Raw genomic sequence first — 21,661 nt, forward strand, 5'->3', positions numbered from 1 at the left:
ATAAAAGTTCGCTAGAGTGCATTCATAAATGGATGCAATAGGGGATAACCAGAAGCTAATAAAAAGGTAAAGCCAGATGAAAATTAAACTCGCCATCAATGGTTATGGCCGTATCGGTCGCAACGTCACCCGTGCCATCTACGAGTCTGGTTACAGCGATCGTATCCAGCTGGTTGCGATTAATGACTTGGCTCCGGTTGCCTCCAATGCGCACTTGACGCGTTTCGATACTGTTCACGGCCGCTTTGCCACCGAAGTAAAAGTGGATGGCAATGCGTTGATTATCGGCTCTGATAGAGTTCAGGTCTATCAGGAGCGCGATCCAGCTAAACTGCCTTGGGGAAAGCTGGGGGTGGATCTGGTATTGGAATGTACCGGCCGCTTTACTGACAAGGCTTCTGCTTCTGCCCATATCGAAGCCGGTGCTGCAGCGGTGCTGATTTCCGCTCCTTCAAAAGATTCAGATCTCACCGTGGTTTACGGCGTGAATAATAGTAACCTGACCTCGGAGCATCGCGTAGTTTCCAATGCTTCCTGCACCACCAATTGCCTGGCACCGGTGGCACAGGCGCTGCACCGTACGCTGGGAATTGAGCGGGGCTTTATGACCACGGTGCATGCCTATACTAACGACCAAAACACTCAGGATGCGGTACATGCGGATATTTATCGGGCACGTGCCGCGGCCGACAATATGATTCCCACCAAGACTGGGGCGGCGGCGGCCGTGGGTCTGGTATTACCGGAATTAAAGGGGCGTTTGGATGGAATGGCGGTTCGGGTGCCGGTAAGTAACGTCTCCCTGGTGGACTGTCAGTTTATTGCGGGCCGCGATACTACGGTTGAAGAGGTAAACCGCATTATGCAGAGCGCCGCAGAAGCCAGTGGTGGTGTTTTGAGCTATTGCGACCAGCCTTTGGTTTCTGTGGATTTTAATCACACCACCGCTTCCAGCCACTTCGATGCCAATCACACGCGGGTGAATGGAAATCTGGTGAAGGTGATGGCCTGGTATGACAATGAATGGGGCTTCTCCCACCGTATGTTGGATACAAGCTTGGCCATGGCAGCAGCTTTACAGTTGGATCTGCCGGTGGCGGAATCTGCCTGAGTATACTCTTATGATAGGTTGCCCCTAAATTAGAAAACCCTTGTGGGAAAGCCTGTGAATTCGTCTTGTACTCTAGTGGGCCGGCTAAATTTACTTTTGCAGTGCTAGCCGGTCGTAGACATTTTCTTTCAAACAAATATCTAACGGGACCATATGATTCGCCATACAAAAATCGTCGCCACTCTGGGACCCGGTACCGATAAGCCGCGTGTGATCGATGAAATGATTCGTGCCGGCGTGAATGTTGTGCGTTTAAATTTCTCCCACGGTAGTGCCGATGACCATCGCCGTCGGGTGCGGGAAGTGCGAGATGCTGCTGAGGCCCAGGGGAAAACTGTCGCAGTGCTGGGCGACTTACAGGGCCCCAAAATTCGAATTGCCCGTTTTACAGCCGGCAGCGTGGCGCTTGAGAACAATGATGAGTTCACACTGGATCTCGACTGCCCTCCGGAAGGGGGCGATGAGCATCGTGTGGGGGTAGACTACCCCAGTCTGATCAGCGATTGCCATTCCGGTAATATTCTCCTGCTCGATGATGGCAAGATTCGCCTGGAGGTGACCGGCACCACTGCCAGCAAGCTGTATTGCCGTGTGCTGCAGGGCGGTAAACTCTCCAATAACAAGGGTATTAACCTGCTCGGTGGTGGCTTATCCGCGCCAGCTTTAACCGAAAAAGATTACCGCGATATTAAACTGGCTGCCGAATTGGAAGTGGATTTTCTCGCGGTGAGTTTCCCTCGCTGTGCCGAGGATCTGGAGACCGCGCGCAAGGCCATGCAGGCTGCCGGTAGCCGAGCCGCCATTGTGGCCAAGATTGAGCGTGCCGAGGCCGTTGCCGACGATACACAGATGAATGCCCTGATACTTGCTTCTGATGCGATTATGGTGGCCCGTGGCGACCTAGGGGTAGAGATTGGCGATCCCGCTCTGGTGGGTGTGCAAAAGAAACTGATCAACCGTGCCAATGCGCTCAATCGTGGCGTAATCACCGCGACACAAATGATGGAGTCCATGATTACCAGCCCAACGCCTACCCGCGCGGAAGTGATGGACGTGGCTAATGCTGTGCTGGATGGTACCGATGCGGTGATGCTTTCTGCAGAGACCGCTGCAGGAGATTACCCGGTCTCTGCAGTGGAATCCATGAGCGAGGTGATTGTGGGGGCAGAGCAGTATCTCGGCAGTGTGCCTTACTCGCCAGAGGAGCACGGCGCTTCGGATCGTATTGACACTGTGATCGCCCAGGCCGCTATCGATGTGGCTGCCCGAGTGGAGAATCTCTGTGCGGTGGCTGCGCTGACAGAATCTGGCCGAACCCCGCGTATGATGTCCCGCGCCAATACCCGCCTGCCGATTTACGCTATGACAAGGCACCCCAATGTTGCACGTCAGCTGGTACTCTTGCGCGGAGTAGAGCCCATCAGTTACGACCCAGCCACGGTGCCTCTGGGGCACCTTACCGAGTCAATTATCGAAGTGCTGGGCGCGCGCATAGACCTGCAAAAAGGCCAGCGGGTATTGATCACCCAAGGTGAGCGCCTCAATGTCGGTGGTCATACCAACTCGATGCGTATTAAAGAAATCGAATAAATCTTTATGGTGTAAGTCATTACTAACGATTTGGGAGTTGAAATTAGTAATGGCTTTCACCTGAAAAGAAAGATTGTCGATAAACTTTTCATTTCTCCATTCTCAGCTGCTCACTTTTTCACCCAGTTCTAAATTCTTTCTAATCTTTTCTCCTCTCCTGGTTTGTGATGTTGTTCACGTTGCGCCTGATCCTGGAGTGGTTCTATAGATCCAACTAGTAGCTACTAGTTAAAGCCGTGAAGAGGGATGGCAGCACAAATAACTTTTTTAATGAGTTATTGCCGGTTAAATTCGAATTTGATTTTTCTTTTAGATCTTTGCAGTAAATTATCTGTTGTTAGGATGATTACCTTTATATTTATTACGCTTAATTCAAAATATTTTCAGTAATTTATTTGTCTGCAGCGCTACACTCGTTGTCGTACTCGTGTAATGCCGTTTATCTATCCCCCTCGACCTATTTGCGGTAATCTGCCCAGATAGGTCGCAATTTCAGGTATCCCTTACCGGTAGCTTTGGCCTCATCCCATCCAGGTGCCGGTAAATTGGAGCTGTTGGCAAGTAGTTTTCCATAAGCTTTCGGGATCATGAGGTTTACTATTTAAGATTTCACAAATTGCGAACATCCTAATCCAAAAGATTTTTGGCTGTGACAAGTACTAATCGTGTTATTACTTGCAGAGTGAACAATTTTTATTGGAATAGAGGCCGGCCATGTGTGCCGGGTTGTAAATAGATGTGAAGATAAATCGGGATGATTTATTGGATCTGGCAAAGATAAAAGAAGCTGGCGTAGAGCGGGCTTACGGCGTTTGAAGGATTATCCATGCAGCTAAGTGTCGAGAATAGGCAAGGCATTCGTTATATGGTGAGAGTTGGCTGGGCGTACCAGATGGGTATTCCCCTGCAGGTGGATGCCACCCAGCTCTTATCTATGTTCGATAACGCCGCCATTCAGGAGATCTATGAATACTTTTTCGGCTTGAATGGGATTTCCTGCAATACGCTGAGTGTCAGTATCCAGTCCAGTCAGTCGGGTACGATATTTCTTGGCCCCTTAAGTGAAGCTCCGGGACATTTAACCAGCCGGGAAAAAGAAATCTACCTGGCCCTGGTACAAAACCGCCTGATTATTGAGGAAGCCCCATTTGCCGCTACCGAGTTGGTCGACAAGCAGGCGCAACTGCTCAGCAAAATCCGTATAGGGTTTCAGCAGATTATTGCTCAAGAGCGGGCTGAGGCTGCGTTGATTCAGCAGCGCCATGAACAGCGCTCGGGTCTAGAGAAGGTAGGTGCTTATATTAATCGAGGCGCTACGGGCCTGGGCAACGCTGCCTGGGGGCTGGCCGTTTGGGCTAAAGACGTGCTTGAAGTGGCTGCACTAATCCATCCTGTACGTCAGTCCTTTGAGCAAAATAAAGCGGTTGTCAATTACCTGCTCCATGATAAAAGTCTTGTAGAGTCTCAACGGGAATATTTATCGGCTGTTCAGCGAGAAGCGGTAGATGTACTCGGCTTCGACCCCTCTAAAATCACCAAGCAGCAATTTGATCTGGCCCTTGAGGTGGCTGAACTGATTTATGACGATCCGGCGCTACGCGATATCATCATCCGTTTTGCCAAGGATTACGCCAGTGCCCAGCACAGTTTAGAAATCACCGAAATGGCCGGTGGTGGAGCTTTTGAGATTATTCTCACCATCGTGTTGGCTGCGGCTACAGGGGGTATTGGTGCGGTAGCGGCTATGGCGAAAAATACGCGCCTGCTAACAGCCTTCCGTGGCATCGGCGACCTGATGATGGATTTTGCCAAGCTGAAAAAGCAGCGCAATCTGCTCTCCAAAAAACGCGGCGGCAATGCCAAGGGCAATGGTGCCAGCTTCTCCGACCTGAGTTCCTCTGAAGCCGCGGTACCAACACCGTCCGGCGGCCCCTCGTCGAGTAGTTCTTCCTCAAGTAGCGCTTCCAGTAGCTCTGCTTCTAGCAATAGCTCTACCAGTAATTCCAGTAACGATAATCAAAGCAACCAGGGGAGTGGCTCAGGCTCCAATACCGATGGTGGGAGCCAGGCCAACGGCAGTTCTACTTCCAATGAACCGGATAGCGCCAATAGTGAGACCGGCACTAACCAAAATGGTAGTACCTCCCAGTGCAATGCGAATGCCTGTGAGGGCGGAGAGCCCATCAACCTAAAAACCGGTGAGGAGCGTCTCACTCTGGTGGATACGGTATTAGATGGGCCCCTGCCACTCACTGTAGCGCGTACTTACCGCAGCAGTAACCCCAAAGATTTTGGTCTGGGACATGGCTGGACTCATACCCTGGGGGAAAAACTGCTATGGCGACCCGGTAAAGCGGTGCAATTCCACGATGCCGAGGGCCGAGTGATTAACCTGCCGGCACCAGGAGATAGCGGTCGCAGCCACAATGTGGTGGAGCAGTTATCGCTTACTCGCGTTAATGATGAACATTGGATAGTTACCCCCTATGGTGCCCCCAATGGAGTGCAGAGGCACTTTAAAGCTATCGGGGATAAGGGGACTCTTAAGCTTGCAGAAATTCGCGATGGTTACGGCAACTTCTACCTGTTCCACTATATCGATGAGCGTTTAATCTGTATCGAGAGCAGTCTCGGTGAAGCCCTGCATATCAGTCCTCCGGAAGGGCAGGCAAAAAGTTTACATATTGGTGAACTGAAAAAAGAAACCCGCGATGGTCGTATTAAAGTTCTCGCAAAATATGAGTACAACAATGAAGGCGACCTGATCAAGGCCACCGATGCTGATGGCCACAGTGAGCAGTATCAGTATCACCAGCATGTTATTAAGCAGCGTACCCTAAAAACCGGCTACCGCTTCCACTTCGAATGGGATGCCGAAGGTCCCTCCGCCCGCTGTGTTCGTCAGTGGGGTGACCCTATCGATGGGCAGGACACTTACAATTATCAGTTTGCCTGGGATGATGATGGTAAGGGGGTTAGCGTCACGGATACCCGCGGCGGTAAAGAGCGTTACCGTTTCAATGAGCGCGCCCTGCCCATTTATCACCGCGATCCGGAAGGTGCCGAGACCCTTTATACATATAACGATCTGGGCCAGATCACTAAGGTACAGCTGCCAAGTGACGATGGCAGTCTGCGCGAAGAGATTTATCAATACGATAATCAAGGCCGCCTGATACAAAAAACCGATGCCGCCGGCAATAAGCGCCGCATTGAATACAATAGCGAAGGTCTGCCCGCAAAAGTTACGGACCCTGCTGGGAATAAGTGGCAACGCGAGTACAACAAAAAAGGTCAGATCGTTGCCACTAAAGATCCTCTCGGCAACAGTACCCAATACGGTTATAACCCCGTTGGTCTGATCGGCAGCGTTACCGACCCATTGGGAAATACCACCCGCTACTTGTGGAACCCCGAGGGTAAACTTGCGGCGGTCAAAGACCCTATGGGCCGCGCCCAACACTACCGCTATGACAACGCTCGCCGCCTGGAAGAAGTACAACACGCCCCCGGCCAGGTCACTCGCTACGAATACGATGCCCAGGATCGCATCCATGCGGTAATCACCCCAGATGGTGCTCGCACCCAATACAGCTACAACCCTCAGGGGTTACTGGCCGAAGTTACCGACTCCGAAGGTCGCAGTACCTGTTACTCCTACGACGGCCTCAGTCAGGTTAAGACCCGCACCAACCCGGACGGCAGCCGCCTGGAATACCACTATGACGGTGAGCGCAACTTAGTTGGTCTTACCAATGAGAATGGAGAGTGCTACCAGCTTAAATACGATCTCAATGAGCGCCTGATTGAAGAAGTCGGCTTCGACGGCCGCGTGAGCCGCTATGCCTATAATCGCGCTGGCTACTTAATCAGCTCCAGAGCCGTAACCGATACTGATACTGGTAAGGGTATCGATACCATCTTCGAGCGCGACCCCTTCGGCCGCCTTTTAGAAGAAGTCACTCCAGACGGTATTACCAACTTCCGCTACAACCGCAGTGGGCAATTAATTGAGGCGGAAAATGCCCACCGTAAATTGCGTTGGGAGTACGATGCCAATGGCCGCGTTGTGGCTGACTGGCAGGGCAAAGACAAACTGAGCCACCAATACGATGCCGCCGGTAATCGTATCGCCACGACTTTACCCGACGGTGAAGTACTGAACTTCGCTTTCAATCCTGCTGGCCAATTCCAAAGCCTGCACCGCCGCCCGGTAGGTGGAGACACCGATCAGCTGATCACCTGCATCAGTCACGATGAACAGGGCAGGGAAAGCCAGCGCCAACATGGTAATGGGCTGGAAAGCCAGAGAGATTACGATCCTCAGGGCCGCTTGCAAAAACTGCGCTTGGGCAAGGCAAACGGTCCGGTATCAGATCCGACTCTTTCAAATTCCATTCTGGAGCGCAGTTACCAATACAGCAAAGCCGGCCAGATCGCTCAAATTGAGGACAGCCTGCGTGGAACCCGTAGCTACTACTACGACGCCCTCGATCGCCTGACCCAGGTAGATGGCCCCAACCCCGAATACTTTGTGCACGACCCCGCACATAATATTCTTGCTGCCGCCAACTCGAAAGACGAAGCGAAACAACAGGCCAGCGCCACCCAGGTCAAAGGCAACCGCTTAGCCTTCCGTGGTGATACCCACTACCGCTACGATATCCACGGCAATCGCATCGCCGAACTGCGCGGTAAAGGACAAAAACTGCAAACCCGCTACCACTACAACAGCCGCCAGCAGCTGGTGCGGGTAGAAAAGCTCAAGGTAGAAGAGGGGGCAGAGCAGCTTCAACAAAAGATTCACTACCAATACGACCCTCTGGGGCGTCGTATTGGTAAAGTGAGTGAAAGCGTGCAAACCGGTTTTCTCTGGGATGGTGACGTACTCCTGCAGGAAAATAAAGTCGATACCCAGACCAAGCAGGATCTCAATACCCGTACTTACTACTTCGAGCCGGGCACTTTCAAACCGGTTGCTTTAAAAGAAAGTAAGCAAGAGAAAGAGCAGGTATACCACTACCACCTGGATCATCTGGGAACCCCAGATACTCTCACCAATCAAGAAGGCGAAGTGGTATGGAGTGTTGCTTATAAGAGCTATGGAAATATTGCTTTAGCCCATGAAAACCAGGTAGAGCAACGGATCCGCTTTCAAGGCCAGTATTACGATGAGGAGACGGGGCTGCATTATAATCGGTTCCGTTATTATGATTCGTTGATTGGACAATTCATTTCTCAAGATCCAGTTGGGTTGTTTGGTGGAGTGAATAACTATCGATATGCTCCAAACCCGATTACCTGGATTGATCCTCTTGGTTTGAAGTGTAAAGAGATAACCCTAAATGATATTAAATTTAAATCTATTTGGGGTGATGAATATCTCGAGTTCTATGTCAGAGATGATGATGGAAACAAATTAGATTTAGGTTTGGCTGAGTTGTCTGAGGATGAGGGTAAGATCACTTTTTCGATATTTAACGATAATGACGGAGTTAAACTAAAACCAATTGGTTTTAGTCTTACGGAGGCATTGCTATCAATTTCCATTCTAGAATTCATGGAAAAAAATAATGGTTTGCCACCAAGTAGTCTGCCCGGTGGTTTGTCAAAATCAAATAAATATAATTATCAAAAAGAATACTCTCTTGCATTAGATGAGGGATTAGATGCTAATGATGCGAAGAATAAAGCTATAGTTAATGTATCATTTGGCAAGCATAGGAAAAATATGGGCTATGAAGACATAGAGGTGCTGCATGGTCCTACAGTGACCACTGTTACTCATGATGCTCAGGCGCAACTCCTTGAAGTCCCTTTGGAAAATGTTCCAGAGGGAATTGAAGTCACGAACGCCAAGCTTACAGACAAAAGCAAACTTGATAAAACGTTAGCAAAGTACAAAGAGGCTTATGAAGGTGGGCGTGAAAATAACAAATAATGAAGTAAGAATACATCGAATGCACTTAAAGAAAATTGAAAAAGTAATTGGTGTTGCTGTCACACCGGTTGAGGAAGGTAAATTTTCTAGCTACCAAGAAATTGATGAATTGACGAGAAGACGTGTTAGAGAAATTTGCCACCAGGAAGATGAATTGAGAGCTGAAGCATACCTTAAATATCTGTTGTCTAAAGATCTTGATCGTGGGTATGTATTCTCTTTTATAATCAATGTCATAATTGGTGGCATGGATCAAGATGAGTGGGTAAAAAAAAATCTAGGGTGCTCGGGTAAAGACTAACTTTAAAATTGAGAAAGTTCAGGAAATCATAGATTGAGAAACAATATATGTATCTCGATGGGCTTGATTTCTATTTGGAAAGGCCCTAAGGAGTGGAATATAAGATCTATACCCTGACTATTGTATTTATTTTGATGAAGTAATAGCCAGCTAGTGGTATAGAGAGGCCTTGGGTTATCTGGAACAGGGGAGAGAAATTGTAGGCAATCATACAAATCTTGCGCCCAGAGTTTGTTTGTTGGTGGAGGCTGGTTACCCTCCTCTGTTGACTTCGTTAAAACTTGAATTCGGCTTTCAAGGGTTTTTGTATGGAGCTAGTGTAATGGTAAAATGTCTAGAAGCTGTTTCATAACTTCTTTAAGGTAATTAACATGCATGCAATATAGAAAAAGCACGATAAGTGGACAAATATCGCTCCCATCTAATAACTAAACGGCGGTAATTTCCCAACCACTCAAAAGTCCTCTCAACTTTCCAACGGCAAGCGTACCTTCTGAGCTTTCTGCCATCCTGCCTTGAGACTTTTTTCCTATTTCTCCTGTGTGGACAGATAAGGTCGATTCCAAGACTCAACAGACTATCTATAAGAGGATCCTAGCCCGCCGCTTTATCATAAACTAAGCGATGAATCTTTGTATTTTTATACGTAACATCAAGTAATGGGTGTAATAATTTCACTTCTGCTGGTGAGGCCGAAGTAACGGTGCCTCCCAATGGAATACCTTCGCCATCGACCACCACCATCCACTTTGTACCCTTGCCTCGCTTAGTTTTTCCGACTTCTGCTCCCCTTTTTTTGCTGAAGCAAAGCTACCATCCGAAAAGACTTCTTCCCAATTAAGCAGGGATCTTTGATCGAGCTGTCCGAGAAATTTTCTCCAAGCCTCCAACCAAGCGCCTTGCTCTTCCCAAAACTGGAGCCTTCTCCAGCAAGTACTCGGCGAAGGGTAAGATGGGGGGAGATCCTTCCATCGTGCTCCTGAGCGCAAAATCCACAAGATACCTTCAAAACATGCACGGTTATCAATGGGTTTGGGACCTCCTTTTCCACGTTTTAGCTGGGGAAGGCAAGGCTCAATCAATTTCCACTGAGCGTCGGTTAATTCTGACTTAAATCTACTCACACTTACTGGTCTTATCATTCCATGAGGTCGCAAGAATAACTGATTTCAAGTTATGAAACAGCTTCTAAGCAAAAAGCAAAATTAGATGGTAAAGAATCTTTTGATATTGATTTAGTTTTTAATTATTTTCCAGTTTATGAACATGATAAAGAAGATATAGGAAATACAAAATTAATGCAGCAAAAAATAGAGGCTTTAGAGGAGCGTTACTATGTTAGCTTTCCAGACATCATGACTATAAAAGAGTTTGGTGAGAAAATGTGTGAGTTGAGAAATTGGGAGGGCTTTTGATTGATTGTCTATTAGCCAGAAGTTTTTATGGTGTCTGGAGGGCTCTCTGTATGTGTCCGTATCTTATAGTTCCTATTACTTGTGATCTATGGCGTGCTAAAGAGGCAGCTTAGAATGGTCATAAATTGAAGAGCTGAGATTTAGGTATGGGCAATATAAGTATTGCCAGTACTTTATTAAGTGGTTAATTTAAATATCGGTTTGCTCTGAATTGGGTAACGATGGTAAGAGTGTTACCGATTGCCTAGATGGTGAGTAACGCTATAAGCCATTTTATAACTTCCTTAATGTAATTAACATACAGGCAATATAAAAAGGAAGTTATAAAATGGCTTATAGGATGTATCCCATGGATTTATATCACTTGTGAAATGGTAGTAAATATAGTTGGGTGCAGCGGTAGGTGATAATTGTCTTTATAAAAGCGAAATTGTGTCGATTGGTACCTGTAGCAGCTGGGGCTTTAAATTGCGATTAATTTTTTAATCGTGTTTTGCCTAGGGGTAATTACTTGTGAAACTATTTTTCCTGTCTTTATTGTGTTTCTGGTGTGGGAACTTCATTTGAAGTGGTCCTTGAATTTAATTCTTTTTATGCCATTTGGTTGAGCTTGCCGCCTCATTAAAGAAACCAATGTCATTATTCCTTTTTTGAGAGTTGGTACTATTGACAGTAGTTGTCTTCAGCATGGAAGGTGAGCGGGCTGTCTGGGGTTGTCAATTTAATAAAAAAATTAAGGTTCAAGTTATGAGAAAAGCTAATCTTTCAACTTCAATAAAAACTGCATTATCTTTATGTTTGCTAATATCACCTGCTATCAGTTTTGCTGAAAGTGATTCTTCACTTGAGCGTGCTAATGACAACGCTAAATTTAAACGTTGTGGCACTAATCACCCCTCTATTCAGGAGGCTGCTTTGAAAGAGCAGCATTTTACTGCGCTGCGCGGACAGTCTCGTAGTATAAGCAGTGGAACTCATACGCTACGTCCAGCGGGTTCTGTAACTATTGATGTATATTTCCATGTTATTACTGATAACGCCAATAATGGGTCGCTACCCAGCAATGTAATTAATACGCAAATGGCAGTACTTAATGATGCTTATGCGAGTACACCATTTACTTTCAATCTGGTTTCAACTTCAGTAACGGCTAATAATTCTTGGTATAACGTTGGATATGGTTCCTCCGCAGAGCGTGCTATGAAAAGTTCATTGCGTGTTGGTGATGCGGGAGACCTGAATATCTATGTGGCTGATATCGGCGGTGGTCTACTTGGGTGGGCAACTTTCCCAAGCAGCTATTCTTCAGATCCGCTGGATGACGGGGTAGTTATTTTAACCGGTTCTGTGCCTGGTGGCGATGCAGCACCTTACAACGAGGGCGATACTCTTACTCATGAGGTTGGCCACTGGTTAGGTTTGTATCATACCTTCCAGGGCGGCTGTGGTGGAAATGGGGATTATGTTTCCGATACTCCTGCCGAGAGGTCACCGGCTTACGGGTGTCCAGTAGGTAGGGATTCCTGTACTAGGGGGCGGAACGCAGCCGGTCTTGATCCGATTACAAATTTTATGGATTACACAGACGATAGCTGTATGTACGAATTCACAGAGGGGCAGGCTACTCGCGCAGATGAGCAAAGCAGTACCTACCGCGGTCTATAATAATTTTTTGGGGGGATTACTCCCCCCAATACACTGATAATTATGAAAAGTATCCGATTTTTTATCCTATTTGCTTTGATATCTATGAATACGGCTAACGTAACTGCCCAGAGGCTCGCTGTGCCAGGCTATGTTGCTTGTAATAGGAACCAGCTGACTTCCTGGCAGGGAGAGGTGACAAAATTAGTGCGGACAGGAAACAGCGTTAAAGTATGGATTTCCACCGATTACGACACCAAAGAATCATTAGAATTGACGATGCCTAGTTGGAAAGCACTTCTCGGTCAGTTCCGTTTACAAGGGAAAGAGTTTCTGGAGAGTGACTGGGGAAAGGTTACTGATTCACAAGCAGAACTTAGGCCTGGGATTCGAGCAGTAATTTGGTTGTGCGAGAATAAGGCCTATCCCGCTGTGATCAATTGGCAACCTCGCCCAGAGTAGGTGCCTGCATTCTTACTTTATATGTAATCAAGATTTAATTAAATTTTTAGTGCCGCCCTAATTAAGTCAAAGATATCTTCTCTGATGGTTGGTTATTTTTAAACCAAAGATTACAAGTTGTTGAAAAGTAACCCCTCAATAAGCTTTGGGAACTTACTCCTATATTGAGAGTTGTTTGCAGGGGGGGGGATTTTTAAGAGAATTCAATTACTGGAGTTCTCATCAATTAATCGATTTCTCCCGTCGTACAGAATTTTCTGAATTTCTTTTTTCGCTATGATCTACATCTACCCTGTGAACGTATTCTCGATATGGGTTGCTGGAGCTAACTGAATAGTACTTAAGTTCAACTCCTTGCTTGAATATAAAATGAATATGTGCCTATTACTATCTGTATACCTCCTTCTGAGAAAAAAGAAGGGTGTGAGCATCGCTTGGGCTAAAACACGGTGTTGAAGGTGTTAGATAGACTCCAGTTTTAGCAGGCTGCCCTCGGCGTCTCCTGTTGGGAGTTCCTTCTATAAATTTATCTGTAATTTTGTAAAAGACTCATTTTTTGGTATTCCCTGATCTAGAAATCCAGAATCGACACCGAACCAAAAGCTTCCATCTTTATTGTCAAAATACATATATCGAATGTTGCCTCCGCTGGGTACAGTCGTTTGACTGACAAATTTTTGTGCTTCTGTATCAAAAGCAAAGATGATGTTAGGAATATCACCGGTGTCTGCTACCCATAGCCGGCCTTTGTTATCCATTGCGGTTCCGTAAGGGCGTGGATTTTCAGTGGGGAGCTTCCATTCTTTGAATTCTTTTGTACTGGGCGTATATCTGCCAAGATAGCCCTCTGGATAGTCCACATACCAGATATTGTTAGATGTATCGATTTCCAGCCTGCGAGGCCGAGCGTTTGGTCGGGGAATTGAGATTTCGTTTACCACCATGGTTTTAGGGTCTACCCAAGCTAGTTTATTCGTGCCAAATAGAGCAACCCAGGGGCGACCTTGTGAGTCTACCTTGATTCCATAAGGGCGTGCGTTGGCAGTTTGTGGTGTAGCTACTTTCACCTCTCCATTATTTACATCCAAAATACCTATGCGATTGCTCTGTTGGGCTGTAAACCAAATATTGCCCTCACGGTTGAATACCAGTGTATGTGGATCATTTACACCTTTAGGCATTAGGTATTGAGTGATTTTACCGGTCTCTGCATCCATACGCCCAATATGCGCATTGCGGTTGCCCGCATACCAAACCATGCCCTGCTTATCTACTATCAAGTTGTGAGGGTGGGTTCCTTCAGGGACCTCAAATTTTTTAAACGTCTGATCAGACGGAGAAAATCGACCGATGTAGTTGCCGGCCTGCCCACAGAACCAAACTTGCTGCCTGTTATCCACATGGGGGTCTCTGGGCAGTCCCTGCCAGGGGACCTTCCACTCGTTTAATTTGAGTCCGTCTGGCAGTTTATTTTCTTGTGCCGCAGTAATTAATGATGTCGACAAGAAATAAATGACGCAGATAGTGAGTTTTAGTGACAGCGCAGGAAGTTTTGGGGAGATTTTCATTTGCCAATTCCAGTGATTAAGCCGTCAAGGAGAATTTATACGTATATGCCGTAGTATAGGAAAATGGGTGATCTGAGTCCTGGTCAAAGCATAGGTGATAATTGATGCATATTGAAAATGGTTTACAGGATTAATGTTTCGGCGAAGAGTGATTTCAAACTGCTATTTAGCGATCAAGAATCTCATTGGGGCACTTGATCATATTTACGAAAGAGATACTGAAGTCTCAGAGCTCTATTTGTGTAAGTTCTAATTGACCCAGTGGGGTTTAAATGAGAAGAGCCTTGTCTTTACTACAAGGCAGAATTAATAGCTGGTTTGGTGGTGATTGGCAGTCATCTTAAGCTCAATTTACACGCCAGCGTTGTATAGCGTATATTGCTGTCCTCAGTGTAGGAGTCCCGCTATGTTACAACGCCTCCGTCGACCGGAAATTCTTCTGTTGATCCTTGCAGGCTCAATGCCACTTTCTTTTTCTGTCTGGAATACCCTCCTTAATAACTTTGTGATAGCCAAGGCTTCATTTACCGGGGCTGATATTGGCTTGCTGCAAAGTGTGCGGGAAATCCCAGGTTTCCTTGCCTTTACAGTGATCTTTGTTTTGCTGCTTATTCGTGAGCAGCGGTTGGCGCTTCTCTCACTTGTAGCAACCGGGATTGGTGTGATGCTGACCGGTTTTTTTCCATCTCTCACAGGTTTATTACTCACGACATTATTGATGTCGATCGGTTTTCACTTCTATGAAACCCTGCAAACCTCTCTGGCTTTGCAGTGGTTTCCAAAGAAGACTTCGGCAATCTGGATGGGGCGAATGGCTGCAGCTGGCTCTTTTGCCGCATTATTGGCCTATGGGCTAGTTTGGGGCTTGATGGATTTTGGCGGGTTGGACTATTCCTGGGTTTACCTGATTGGAGGGGGGAGCACAGTTATTATTGCCCTGGTGGCCTGGATACTTTTTCCTCAATTTCCCCAGCCCCATAGCCAGAGAAAGCAGTTGGTTGTACGCAAACGTTATTGGCTTTACTACGCTCTGACAATGATGAGCGGTGCACGTCGGCAGATCTTTATTGTTTTTGCTGGTTTTTTGATGGTTGAGAAGTTTGGTTATAGCGTAGGGGAAGTTGCTGCACTTTATACCGTAAACCACCTGTTGAATTTATATATTGCCCCGAAAATTGGCCAGTTTATTGTTCGCTTTGGTGAGCGCCGAATCCTCACTCTGGAATATATTGGTTTAGCACTAGTCTTTGCTGGTTATGCATTGGTGGAGAGCGCGATGATGGCAGCTGCGCTTTATATTATCGATCATCTGTTTTTCTCTATGGCCATTGCGATCAAGACCTATTTCCAAAAGATCGTGGATGAACGTGATATCGCAGCCTCTGCAGGTGTCAGCTTTACCATTAATCATATCGCGGCGGTTATTATCCCCGTCTTGTTTGGTTTGCTATGGCTCACCTCTCCAGCGATGGTTTTCTTTGCTGGATCTTTGATGGCTTTGGTTTCTTTGGGATTGGCTCAGCTGGTACCGGAACACCCCGGACCAGGCAATGAAGCGCGTTTGGGGCAGGGTGTTGCAGCCACATAGTAGCTCTATTATTTTTTAGGTTGGATTTTTTGGTCGTTATTATGGGTTGTATATGCATCTAATCCTCCTACTCATAGTGCTTGCACTTCCGCTATATGCTTTTGCGGCGCCGGAACAGATTCCTGTGGGTGAGTACCGTATTGAATATGAGATCAGAGGATCTGGTAAGGCTATCCTGTTTTTAGAAGCGGGGGGCTCGGCTGGCATGTCTGACTGGAATCCAATCTATGACAGGCTAGCAGAGCATGCACGAGTTATACGTTACTCGCGTGTTGGCAATGGTAATTCTACAGCCATCAAGAAACATTTTAGCTCTGAGGATTATGCTCAAGGGGCCGAGGCGTTATTGGAGGCTTTGGGGGTTAAAGAGAAAGTTACTTATATTGCCCACTCCTATGGTGCTCATGTAGCCCGAACTTTTGCCGCACAGTACCCAGAAAGAATGGCAGCGTTGATGCTGATAGAGCCTTCTTCTGAGCATGATGTGGATATTATGCGATCTCTGAATTTGGAATTGGCCGAAGAGCAAATTGCTCAGGTAAAACTGGATGATATGAAGAGCGGCATGTCAAATCAGTACCTGGATTTTTGGTCTAAACGCCCTTTACCTGACTATCCACAAATCCCAGATATACCAGTCACAGTAATTGCCTCAATTAAAAAGTATGACAATCCTCCTCTTCTTTTCTTTACTGATGAGGCTCGGGATAGGTGGGGGGAGTTACATTCAAATTGGGCCCATGCATTTCCACAGGGGCGGGTTGTTTTGACTGAGAAGAGCTATCACTATCCTCAAAATGATGAGCCGGATATGGTAGTAAATGAGGTTCTGGCACTTATTTCCAGGACCTATAAATAGATGGTGAAGTCAAATAAAAAGCAAATGTAGCCATATTGCATTTCATATTTGACAAATTGCAGTCTTATAAAGGTGGTCTGTATTGACCATCCATCCCCTAGCCCTAAAACAGAAGTCCTTGCATCTATAGGGCTTTTATTGTGCTAAAAAAATTTATATTGGCTTTTTCTCTAGCAACTTTCTCTGCTGGCATTGTATTTGCGAAGGGCATCAATAAAGTTCCAGAGAATTTATCTGATGCAGAAAAACTTTATGGACTCTCCCTTTATTGGAAGGAAGTTAGCTATAACTTTGCTTTCTTCGATCAGGTTCCCGAGTTGGACTTTGATACTAAATACCAGGAGTTTATTCCACGGGTTTTAGCAACACAAAACACCTATGAATATTACCGCGAGTTAAAGCGTCTCAATGCCTTTCTACAGGATGGACATACTAATATTTATTACCCAAAGGGTATGTCCTCCAGCTATGTAGACTGGCCAGCTATTCGCTTAGCTGAGGTCGGACGTAAAGCAGTAATCACAGGTGTTGAGAAGGGCTTGGAGTCACATATTCCTCCGGGTTCAATTATTGTCGCAATCAATGGGCTGCCCATAGAAGCTCATTTAAAAGAGCAGGTTATGCCATATATTGCCAGCTCTACCCAGCATATTCTCTGGAATACCGCGGTTCGGGATGCTCTTGATGGAAAGCCGGGCAGCATGGCCCAGCTCACTATTGAAACCCCTGATGGGGCGACCAAGAGTATTGAGGTTAAGCGGGATGCGCGGGGTAGGAAGATCGAATATGCCTCAATTAAACAGCCCGCCTCCAACGGTGAGCTGTTTGAGTTCAAATGGCTGGAGAATGATATTGGTTATGTAGCGCTAAATGGTTTTCATGATGAGGCGATTGTTGCGCAGTTTAAATCTCATTACGATGAGATTACTAAGTCTAAAGGGCTGATTATTGATCTGCGTTTTAATGGTGGAGGTAATTCTGCTTATGCCGGAGAGATAATCTCTTATTTGACTGATCGGGATTTACCAGGCTCTGTATGGAAAACTCCCAAACATGTTGCGGCTTATAAGGCCTGGGGCTCTTTTGCCGATCAGTTTGAAGATTTAGAAGAGTATCGGCCCTATGCAGAGGGTGCTTCGTGGGAATTTAGTGAGGACTCCGGGGATATAGTTGAGCCGAAATTGGATAGTAACCACATAGTGCCAACTTATGTACTAATCGGCCGAAATACCGCCTCTGCAGCCGAAGATTTCTTGGTGTATGCAGATTCTCTCGAGCATTTTACTACCGTCGGTGAGCCTACTTATGGCAGTACAGGTCAGCCAATGATTGTAGATCTTCCTGGAGGTGGTACTTTCAGGGTGTGTACCAAGCGGGACACTTACCCTGATGGGCGGGAGTTTGTTGGCTATGGTATCCAGCCAGATATTCTGGTGGAGCGCACCCTGGATATTGTGAGATCAGGTGAGGACAGGGTGCTGGATAGGGCTTTCATTGACTTGAAGAGCACAATCACTAGCTCAGCGCTCTGATTGCGGATTTATTGAACAATGTTGACTAACTTTCCCTGCTGTTACGGGTCCCTTAAATAATTCTACTCTGATGGTTCCCTGTACAAGCTTGGACTGTTATGCCTCACATTTCTATTATATGGCTGGAACCCAAGTCTTTGCTAGGAGAGGCATGCTCGCGGGATTTTGTCTTTAGATAATTTACTGGTGGTCGAGATTGCCTGTTGGCCCGCTTACCTGTTTAATGCTGACTTTGGTTTCCGGCGACTACAGGAAAGCGCTTGTCATCGTTTATAAGCCAATTAAGTGGTACGTTAGGGTATCTCTGAAAATTAAGTAACTATAAAAGTAGCTAGGAGTTGTACTTATGGCACAGATCAAAGCTTTGGATAAAAAGGCACACGCCAACCTGAAACTCACCCAGGACATCACTTTTGACCATGTGAGCAGCAATCATATTTTGCCGCTGGTGGTTCAGGAAATTGTTCAGGCGGCCCAGAGCTATCCGATCCTGTTCGTAAAAGACCAGAATACTGAGCAGTTTAAAGTGGTTGCCCTTACAGGCCTGCGTCCCGGTGAAAACCTGTTCTCTGGCGCTGAGGGTTGGAATGGCAGCTACATTCCTCTGCAGGTTCGCACCTACCCATTCGTGCTGGTGAAGAACCCGGAGAATACCGATCAGGCGGTACTGTGTATCGATGAAGACTCCAGCATGTTGAGTGAGTCCGCAGGTGAGGCTCTGTTTGACGGTGAGGGCGAGCAGACTGACTACCTGAAAAACCGCGCTCAGGCGGTGGTGGAAACTGCCCAGCGCGTATCTGTTACCGAGTCGTTTATCGAATTCCTGGTATCCAAAGACCTGCTGACCCAGAAGAAGCTGACTCTGCGTATTACCGAAGAGGATAAGCCCTACGATCTGACTGGTTTCTACGTGATTGACGAAGAGAAGCTGAACAAGCTATCCGATGAAGACTTCCTGGAACTGCGCAAGCGTGGCGCCCTGCCGGCGATCTATGCTTCCATGATGTCCTCCATGCAGGTCCAGAATCTGATTCGCAAGAAGCGTCTGAACTAATCCTGTATGGCCCGGCAATTGCAGTTGCCGGGCTGTCTGCGCGTATCAGTATTACGAGATGTAGTTATCAGCAGTCATTATCCCTCCTTGATCCCGCCTTACACTCGTACCACTATTAGCCCCTCTGACGTTTAAGTTCGCGAATAATAAAATGAAATACTTAGCGCGGCTCTCTTTCCGCTACTGGTTTGCCTGGTTGGCGTTATTTTACGGAGCTTGGCTGTTTCTCGTTGTGCAGGGCGATAACTTGGCCCTGGCACTGGAGCATTGGTCCATGGCGCTTGCCATGGCGCTCGGCAGCTATGCCGCCGGTTCCACGCCCATGGGCGGAGGCACGGTGGGCTTCCCCGTGTTGGTGCTCTTATTTGATATGCCTGCCAGTCTCGGCCGCGACTTCAGTTTTGCGGTGCAGTCGATCGGTATGGTTAGTGCCAGCCTGTTTATTCTCTGTCGGCGGCAGCCGTTAGCCTGGTCGATGCTACGTGGCGCCTTGCTCGGTTCTTTATTGGCTACCCCCGCGGGCATATTGCTGTTTGCGCCGATGATTTCCGAACTGTGGGTGAAGCTCTCTTTCGCGGTGCTTTGGGGTAGCTTTGGGATATTTCATTTGTATCGGCTCGCCGAGATCACCGACTGTGAGCACAAGGGTGATCCGCAGTGCCCAACGGATTTTCGTGTAGGTCTTCTGCTTGGGGCTTTTGCGGGCTTCTGTGTGGTCTCGGTAACCGGGGTTGGTGTGGATATGCTGGTGTACGCGGCTTTGGTGCTGCTGAGCCGTGTGGACCTGAAGGTAGCGATTCCCACCTCGGTAGTGATCATGGCCTTCTGCTCTGTTCTCGGTGTGCTGGTGAAGTCGCTGGCCGGCGACTGGCAGCCAGGGGTTTTTGGTAACTGGCTGGCAGCGGCGCCGGTGGTGGCCTTGGGGGCGCCCCTTGGTGTTTTTGTTGTGAGCTTGCTGGGGCGCAAACCCACCCTGCTAATTGTGGCTCTACTGTGTGTTGTACAGCTTGTGTGGACCTGTGCGTCGGAACGGCAAGCCCTAAGCGGCCTGGGAGGACCTCTAGTGCTATTGGCGTTATTGCTGTGCTTACTGGGGTTCGAGTGGCTGCGGGTATTGGGGTTGCGCCGAGAGCTCAGCCGTGGCGCGGCAGCAAATGGGTCTGGTGCAGAGATTAAGGCAGTTGCGATAGAGGAGAGTTTGATACCGGGGGTTAAATAAGGGAGCTTGGCGAGTGCTGGCGCGCGACTGCGTGCCGGCGGCAAAGACTAGATGTTTTGCGATAAAAAATATCAGCTGCTAAGTAATCTGGCTTCGAGTGCTGCCCTGATTCGGGCCTGCGGGATAAATTCTGGAAGATGGCTGGGGCGGAAGGATTCGAACCTTCGCATGACGGGATCAAAACCCGCTGCCTTACCGCTTGGCTACGCCCCAGTTTCAAGGTTCACAAAGAATAGTCTCTGTGATTTGAAATGGTAGCAAGGGGGAGACTCGAACTCCCGACCTCAGCATTATGAGTGCTGCGCTCTAACCGGCTGAGCTACCTTGCCATTTCTTTTGTTGTCTCGGCTGTCCCGAGGGCGCGCATTATTAATCGATGGGCTGGGTGTGTCAACACTTTTTTGTATTCTTTTCAGTTAGTTAGCGATTTTTTCCATCTGGAGCCGCGGAGCCCTTGGCGCGATGCCCGGAACGGATAGCGGCGAGGGCGGAACCCAACACCACCGCAGCGGCACCACTCCAGCTGATCCAGTTAAGCGGCTCCACCGCGATGTAATCGGGCCAGATACTGCTCACCAGGGTGCTGAACAGCAGCGTGATTACTGGTACCAGTGACAGAGTGGCACTGACACTGGAGGCTTCCCAGTGCGCCAGGGCCTTGCTAAAGGCGCCATAGGCGATCAGTGTATTGGCGGTAAGAAATGCAAGTAGCAGCCAGTCCAGCCAGCCCAGATGGGCGACATCCAGTGGATCTGCCATGGGCAGGAAGCACAGGGTGCCAGCAATATAAATCAATACCAGCAAGTCTTGAGGCGTGGCGCGGCTGAGGATTTTCTTCTGGAAAAAGCCATATACCGCCCAGGATACCGCGGCGATCAGGATCAATCCGAGCCCCAGCAGGTAATCACTATCGGCGCCTCTACCCAGCTCGGCGAGGCGCTGGTTGAAAAATAACAGTAGTCCCATCACCACTAGGGCCACACCGCACCACTGTCTCGGAGAAAAGCGTTCATTCAGCCACAGAACACTGGAGATCAGCAGTAGTAGCGGGGCCAGCTGGATCACGATCTGTGCCGCACCAGGGGTGATGTGATTTAGGCCGCTGGCATAGGTGAGGTAATTCAACAGCAGCCCGGCCACGGCGAGTAGGGTGAACAGCAGCAGGCTGCGGCTGAACAGTGCTTTTAATTTCAATTGCCGCGCACGCCCGTAGTAGAGTCCCGCCAACAACGCCGCGCCAGCAAAACGATACCAGGTGGCGGTCTCAGGGCTGATGTGTTCCAAAAGGCCTTTGAGGGCGATAGGCAGGGCTGCCCACATAAAGACGGTGGTCAATGCCAAAGGCAGGCCGACTTTCCAGTTTGATTGCGCCATGGA

18 protein-coding genes and 2 tRNA genes are annotated in these 21,661 nt (G+C 47.8%); 12 read left to right on the plus strand and 8 right to left on the minus strand.

All coding sequences use genetic code 11. The annotated features are described in order from the left end of the window. Positions 1–76 precede the first annotated feature (76 nt). The 4 genes from gap (at position 77) to ACJJIV_RS15845 (ending at position 8,943) form a co-directional block, all read left to right on the plus strand. Complete coding sequence (gene gap, locus ACJJIV_RS15830; RefSeq protein ID WP_444889592.1) at positions 77–1,111, plus strand: type I glyceraldehyde-3-phosphate dehydrogenase; 1,035 nt, start codon at positions 77–79, stop codon at positions 1,109–1,111. 153 nt (positions 1,112–1,264) lie between these two features. Next, the gene (gene pyk, locus ACJJIV_RS15835) at positions 1,265–2,701 is read left to right on the plus strand and encodes a pyruvate kinase (protein ID WP_444889593.1); all 1,437 of its coding nucleotides are present in this window, start codon (positions 1,265–1,267) and stop codon (positions 2,699–2,701) included. A gap of 826 nt (positions 2,702–3,527) precedes the next feature. Further along, a complete protein-coding gene (locus ACJJIV_RS15840) occupies positions 3,528–8,642 on the plus strand; it encodes an RHS repeat-associated core domain-containing protein (protein WP_444889594.1) in 5,115 nt (1,704 codons plus the stop codon). Beyond that, positions 8,614–8,943 (plus strand): hypothetical protein, encoded by a 330-nt coding sequence (locus ACJJIV_RS15845; protein WP_444889595.1) that lies wholly within the window; start codon positions 8,614–8,616, stop codon positions 8,941–8,943. The genes ACJJIV_RS15840 and ACJJIV_RS15845 overlap by 29 nt, the downstream gene beginning before the upstream one ends. Before the next feature lie 366 nt (positions 8,944–9,309). On the opposite strand, the gene ACJJIV_RS15850 is transcribed toward ACJJIV_RS15845, so the two are convergent. From ACJJIV_RS15850 to ACJJIV_RS15860, 3 genes are read right to left on the minus strand one after another with little or no spacing between them, the layout of a single operon-like run. Continuing rightward, on the minus strand, positions 9,310–9,516 hold the full coding sequence (locus tag ACJJIV_RS15850; RefSeq protein ID WP_444889596.1) for a transposase: 207 nt from the start codon (positions 9,514–9,516) through the stop codon (positions 9,310–9,312). Positions 9,517–9,537: 21 nt separating this feature from the next. Further along, positions 9,538–9,687: a hypothetical protein gene (locus ACJJIV_RS15855; protein WP_444891745.1), complete on the minus strand. Its 150-nt coding sequence runs from the start codon at positions 9,685–9,687 to the stop codon at positions 9,538–9,540. Beyond that, positions 9,618–10,085, minus strand: coding sequence for a transposase (locus ACJJIV_RS15860; RefSeq protein WP_353505443.1), 468 nt, complete (start codon positions 10,083–10,085; stop codon positions 9,618–9,620). Before ACJJIV_RS15860 ends, ACJJIV_RS15855 begins: the two co-directional genes overlap by 70 nt. Positions 10,086–10,109: 24 nt before the next feature. Between ACJJIV_RS15860 and ACJJIV_RS21530 the strand changes: the two genes are divergently transcribed. After that, positions 10,110–10,358: a hypothetical protein gene (locus ACJJIV_RS21530; protein ID WP_507021894.1), complete on the plus strand. Its 249-nt coding sequence runs from the start codon at positions 10,110–10,112 to the stop codon at positions 10,356–10,358. A 740-nt stretch (positions 10,359–11,098) separates the two neighbouring features. Here ACJJIV_RS21530 and ACJJIV_RS15865 read toward each other — a convergent pair. Continuing rightward, the gene (locus ACJJIV_RS15865) at positions 11,099–11,245 is read right to left on the minus strand and encodes a hypothetical protein (RefSeq protein WP_252083045.1); all 147 of its coding nucleotides are present in this window, start codon (positions 11,243–11,245) and stop codon (positions 11,099–11,101) included. A gap of 28 nt (positions 11,246–11,273) precedes the next feature. Here ACJJIV_RS15865 and ACJJIV_RS15870 point away from each other — a divergent pair, with 28 nt between their 5' ends. Further along, complete coding sequence (locus tag ACJJIV_RS15870) at positions 11,274–12,023, plus strand: zinc metalloprotease (RefSeq protein WP_444889597.1); 750 nt, start codon at positions 11,274–11,276, stop codon at positions 12,021–12,023. Between the two features lie 120 nt (positions 12,024–12,143). Beyond that, the gene (locus ACJJIV_RS15875) at positions 12,144–12,464 is read left to right on the plus strand and encodes a hypothetical protein (RefSeq protein ID WP_444889598.1); all 321 of its coding nucleotides are present in this window, start codon (positions 12,144–12,146) and stop codon (positions 12,462–12,464) included. 518 nt (positions 12,465–12,982) lie between these two features. Here the strand turns inward: ACJJIV_RS15875 and ACJJIV_RS15880 are convergent. Beyond that, the gene (locus ACJJIV_RS15880; RefSeq protein ID WP_444889599.1) at positions 12,983–14,032 is read right to left on the minus strand and encodes a Vgb family protein; all 1,050 of its coding nucleotides are present in this window, start codon (positions 14,030–14,032) and stop codon (positions 12,983–12,985) included. Positions 14,033–14,438: 406 nt separating this feature from the next. On the opposite strand from ACJJIV_RS15880, the gene ACJJIV_RS15885 reads away from it, so the two are divergent. The 5 genes from ACJJIV_RS15885 to ACJJIV_RS15905 all read left to right on the plus strand — a co-directional run bounded on the left by ACJJIV_RS15885 (position 14,439) and on the right by ACJJIV_RS15905 (position 20,284). Next, a complete protein-coding gene (locus ACJJIV_RS15885; protein ID WP_444889600.1) occupies positions 14,439–15,620 on the plus strand; it encodes an MFS transporter in 1,182 nt (393 codons plus the stop codon). A 52-nt stretch (positions 15,621–15,672) separates the two neighbouring features. Next, positions 15,673–16,479: an alpha/beta fold hydrolase gene (locus tag ACJJIV_RS15890; RefSeq protein ID WP_444889601.1), complete on the plus strand. Its 807-nt coding sequence runs from the start codon at positions 15,673–15,675 to the stop codon at positions 16,477–16,479. Positions 16,480–16,619: 140 nt separating this feature from the next. Continuing rightward, positions 16,620–18,011: a S41 family peptidase gene (locus ACJJIV_RS15895; protein WP_444889602.1), complete on the plus strand. Its 1,392-nt coding sequence runs from the start codon at positions 16,620–16,622 to the stop codon at positions 18,009–18,011. A gap of 346 nt (positions 18,012–18,357) precedes the next feature. Next, positions 18,358–19,065, plus strand: coding sequence for a SapC family protein (locus tag ACJJIV_RS15900; RefSeq protein ID WP_444884007.1), 708 nt, complete (start codon positions 18,358–18,360; stop codon positions 19,063–19,065). A gap of 151 nt (positions 19,066–19,216) precedes the next feature. Continuing rightward, entirely contained in the window at positions 19,217–20,284 is a 1,068-nt protein-coding gene (locus ACJJIV_RS15905) for a sulfite exporter TauE/SafE family protein (RefSeq protein WP_444889603.1), read from the plus strand. A 138-nt stretch (positions 20,285–20,422) separates the two neighbouring features. Here the strand turns inward: ACJJIV_RS15905 and ACJJIV_RS15910 are convergent. The 3 genes from ACJJIV_RS15910 to ACJJIV_RS15920 form a co-directional block, all read right to left on the minus strand. After that, a tRNA-Gln gene (locus tag ACJJIV_RS15910) sits at positions 20,423–20,497 on the minus strand. Positions 20,498–20,536: 39 nt separating this feature from the next. Beyond that, a tRNA-Met gene (locus tag ACJJIV_RS15915) sits at positions 20,537–20,613 on the minus strand. Positions 20,614–20,704: 91 nt separating this feature from the next. Beyond that, positions 20,705–21,658, minus strand: a complete 954-nt coding sequence (locus ACJJIV_RS15920; RefSeq protein ID WP_444889604.1) for a DMT family transporter — start codon at positions 21,656–21,658, stop codon at positions 20,705–20,707. Between the last annotated feature and the right edge of the window lie 3 nt (positions 21,659–21,661).

The organism is Microbulbifer mixtoriginis (SeqCode), from assembly GCF_052466765.1.

What these genes read in the sequence shown, in the direction of transcription:
- gap (WP_444889592.1), top strand. Translation starts at nt 77, where the DNA reads ATGAAAATTAAACTCGCCATCAATGGTTATGGCCGTATCGGTCGCAAC.
- pyk (WP_444889593.1), top strand. Translation starts at nt 1,265, where the DNA reads ATGATTCGCCATACAAAAATCGTCGCCACTCTGGGACCCGGTACCGAT.
- ACJJIV_RS15840 (WP_444889594.1), top strand. Translation starts at nt 3,528, where the DNA reads ATGCAGCTAAGTGTCGAGAATAGGCAAGGCATTCGTTATATGGTGAGA.
- ACJJIV_RS15845 (WP_444889595.1), top strand. Translation starts at nt 8,614, where the DNA reads ATGAAGGTGGGCGTGAAAATAACAAATAATGAAGTAAGAATACATCGA.
- ACJJIV_RS15855 (WP_444891745.1), bottom strand. Translation starts at nt 9,687, where the DNA reads ATGGTGGTGGTCGATGGCGAAGGTATTCCATTGGGAGGCACCGTTACT.
- ACJJIV_RS15860 (WP_353505443.1), bottom strand. Translation starts at nt 10,085, where the DNA reads ATGATAAGACCAGTAAGTGTGAGTAGATTTAAGTCAGAATTAACCGAC.
- ACJJIV_RS15880 (WP_444889599.1), bottom strand. Translation starts at nt 14,032, where the DNA reads ATGAAAATCTCCCCAAAACTTCCTGCGCTGTCACTAAAACTCACTATC.
- ACJJIV_RS15885 (WP_444889600.1), top strand. Translation starts at nt 14,439, where the DNA reads ATGTTACAACGCCTCCGTCGACCGGAAATTCTTCTGTTGATCCTTGCA.
- ACJJIV_RS15890 (WP_444889601.1), top strand. Translation starts at nt 15,673, where the DNA reads ATGCATCTAATCCTCCTACTCATAGTGCTTGCACTTCCGCTATATGCT.
- ACJJIV_RS15900 (WP_444884007.1), top strand. Translation starts at nt 18,358, where the DNA reads ATGGCACAGATCAAAGCTTTGGATAAAAAGGCACACGCCAACCTGAAA.
- ACJJIV_RS15905 (WP_444889603.1), top strand. Translation starts at nt 19,217, where the DNA reads ATGAAATACTTAGCGCGGCTCTCTTTCCGCTACTGGTTTGCCTGGTTG.
- ACJJIV_RS15920 (WP_444889604.1), bottom strand. Translation starts at nt 21,658, where the DNA reads ATGGCGCAATCAAACTGGAAAGTCGGCCTGCCTTTGGCATTGACCACC.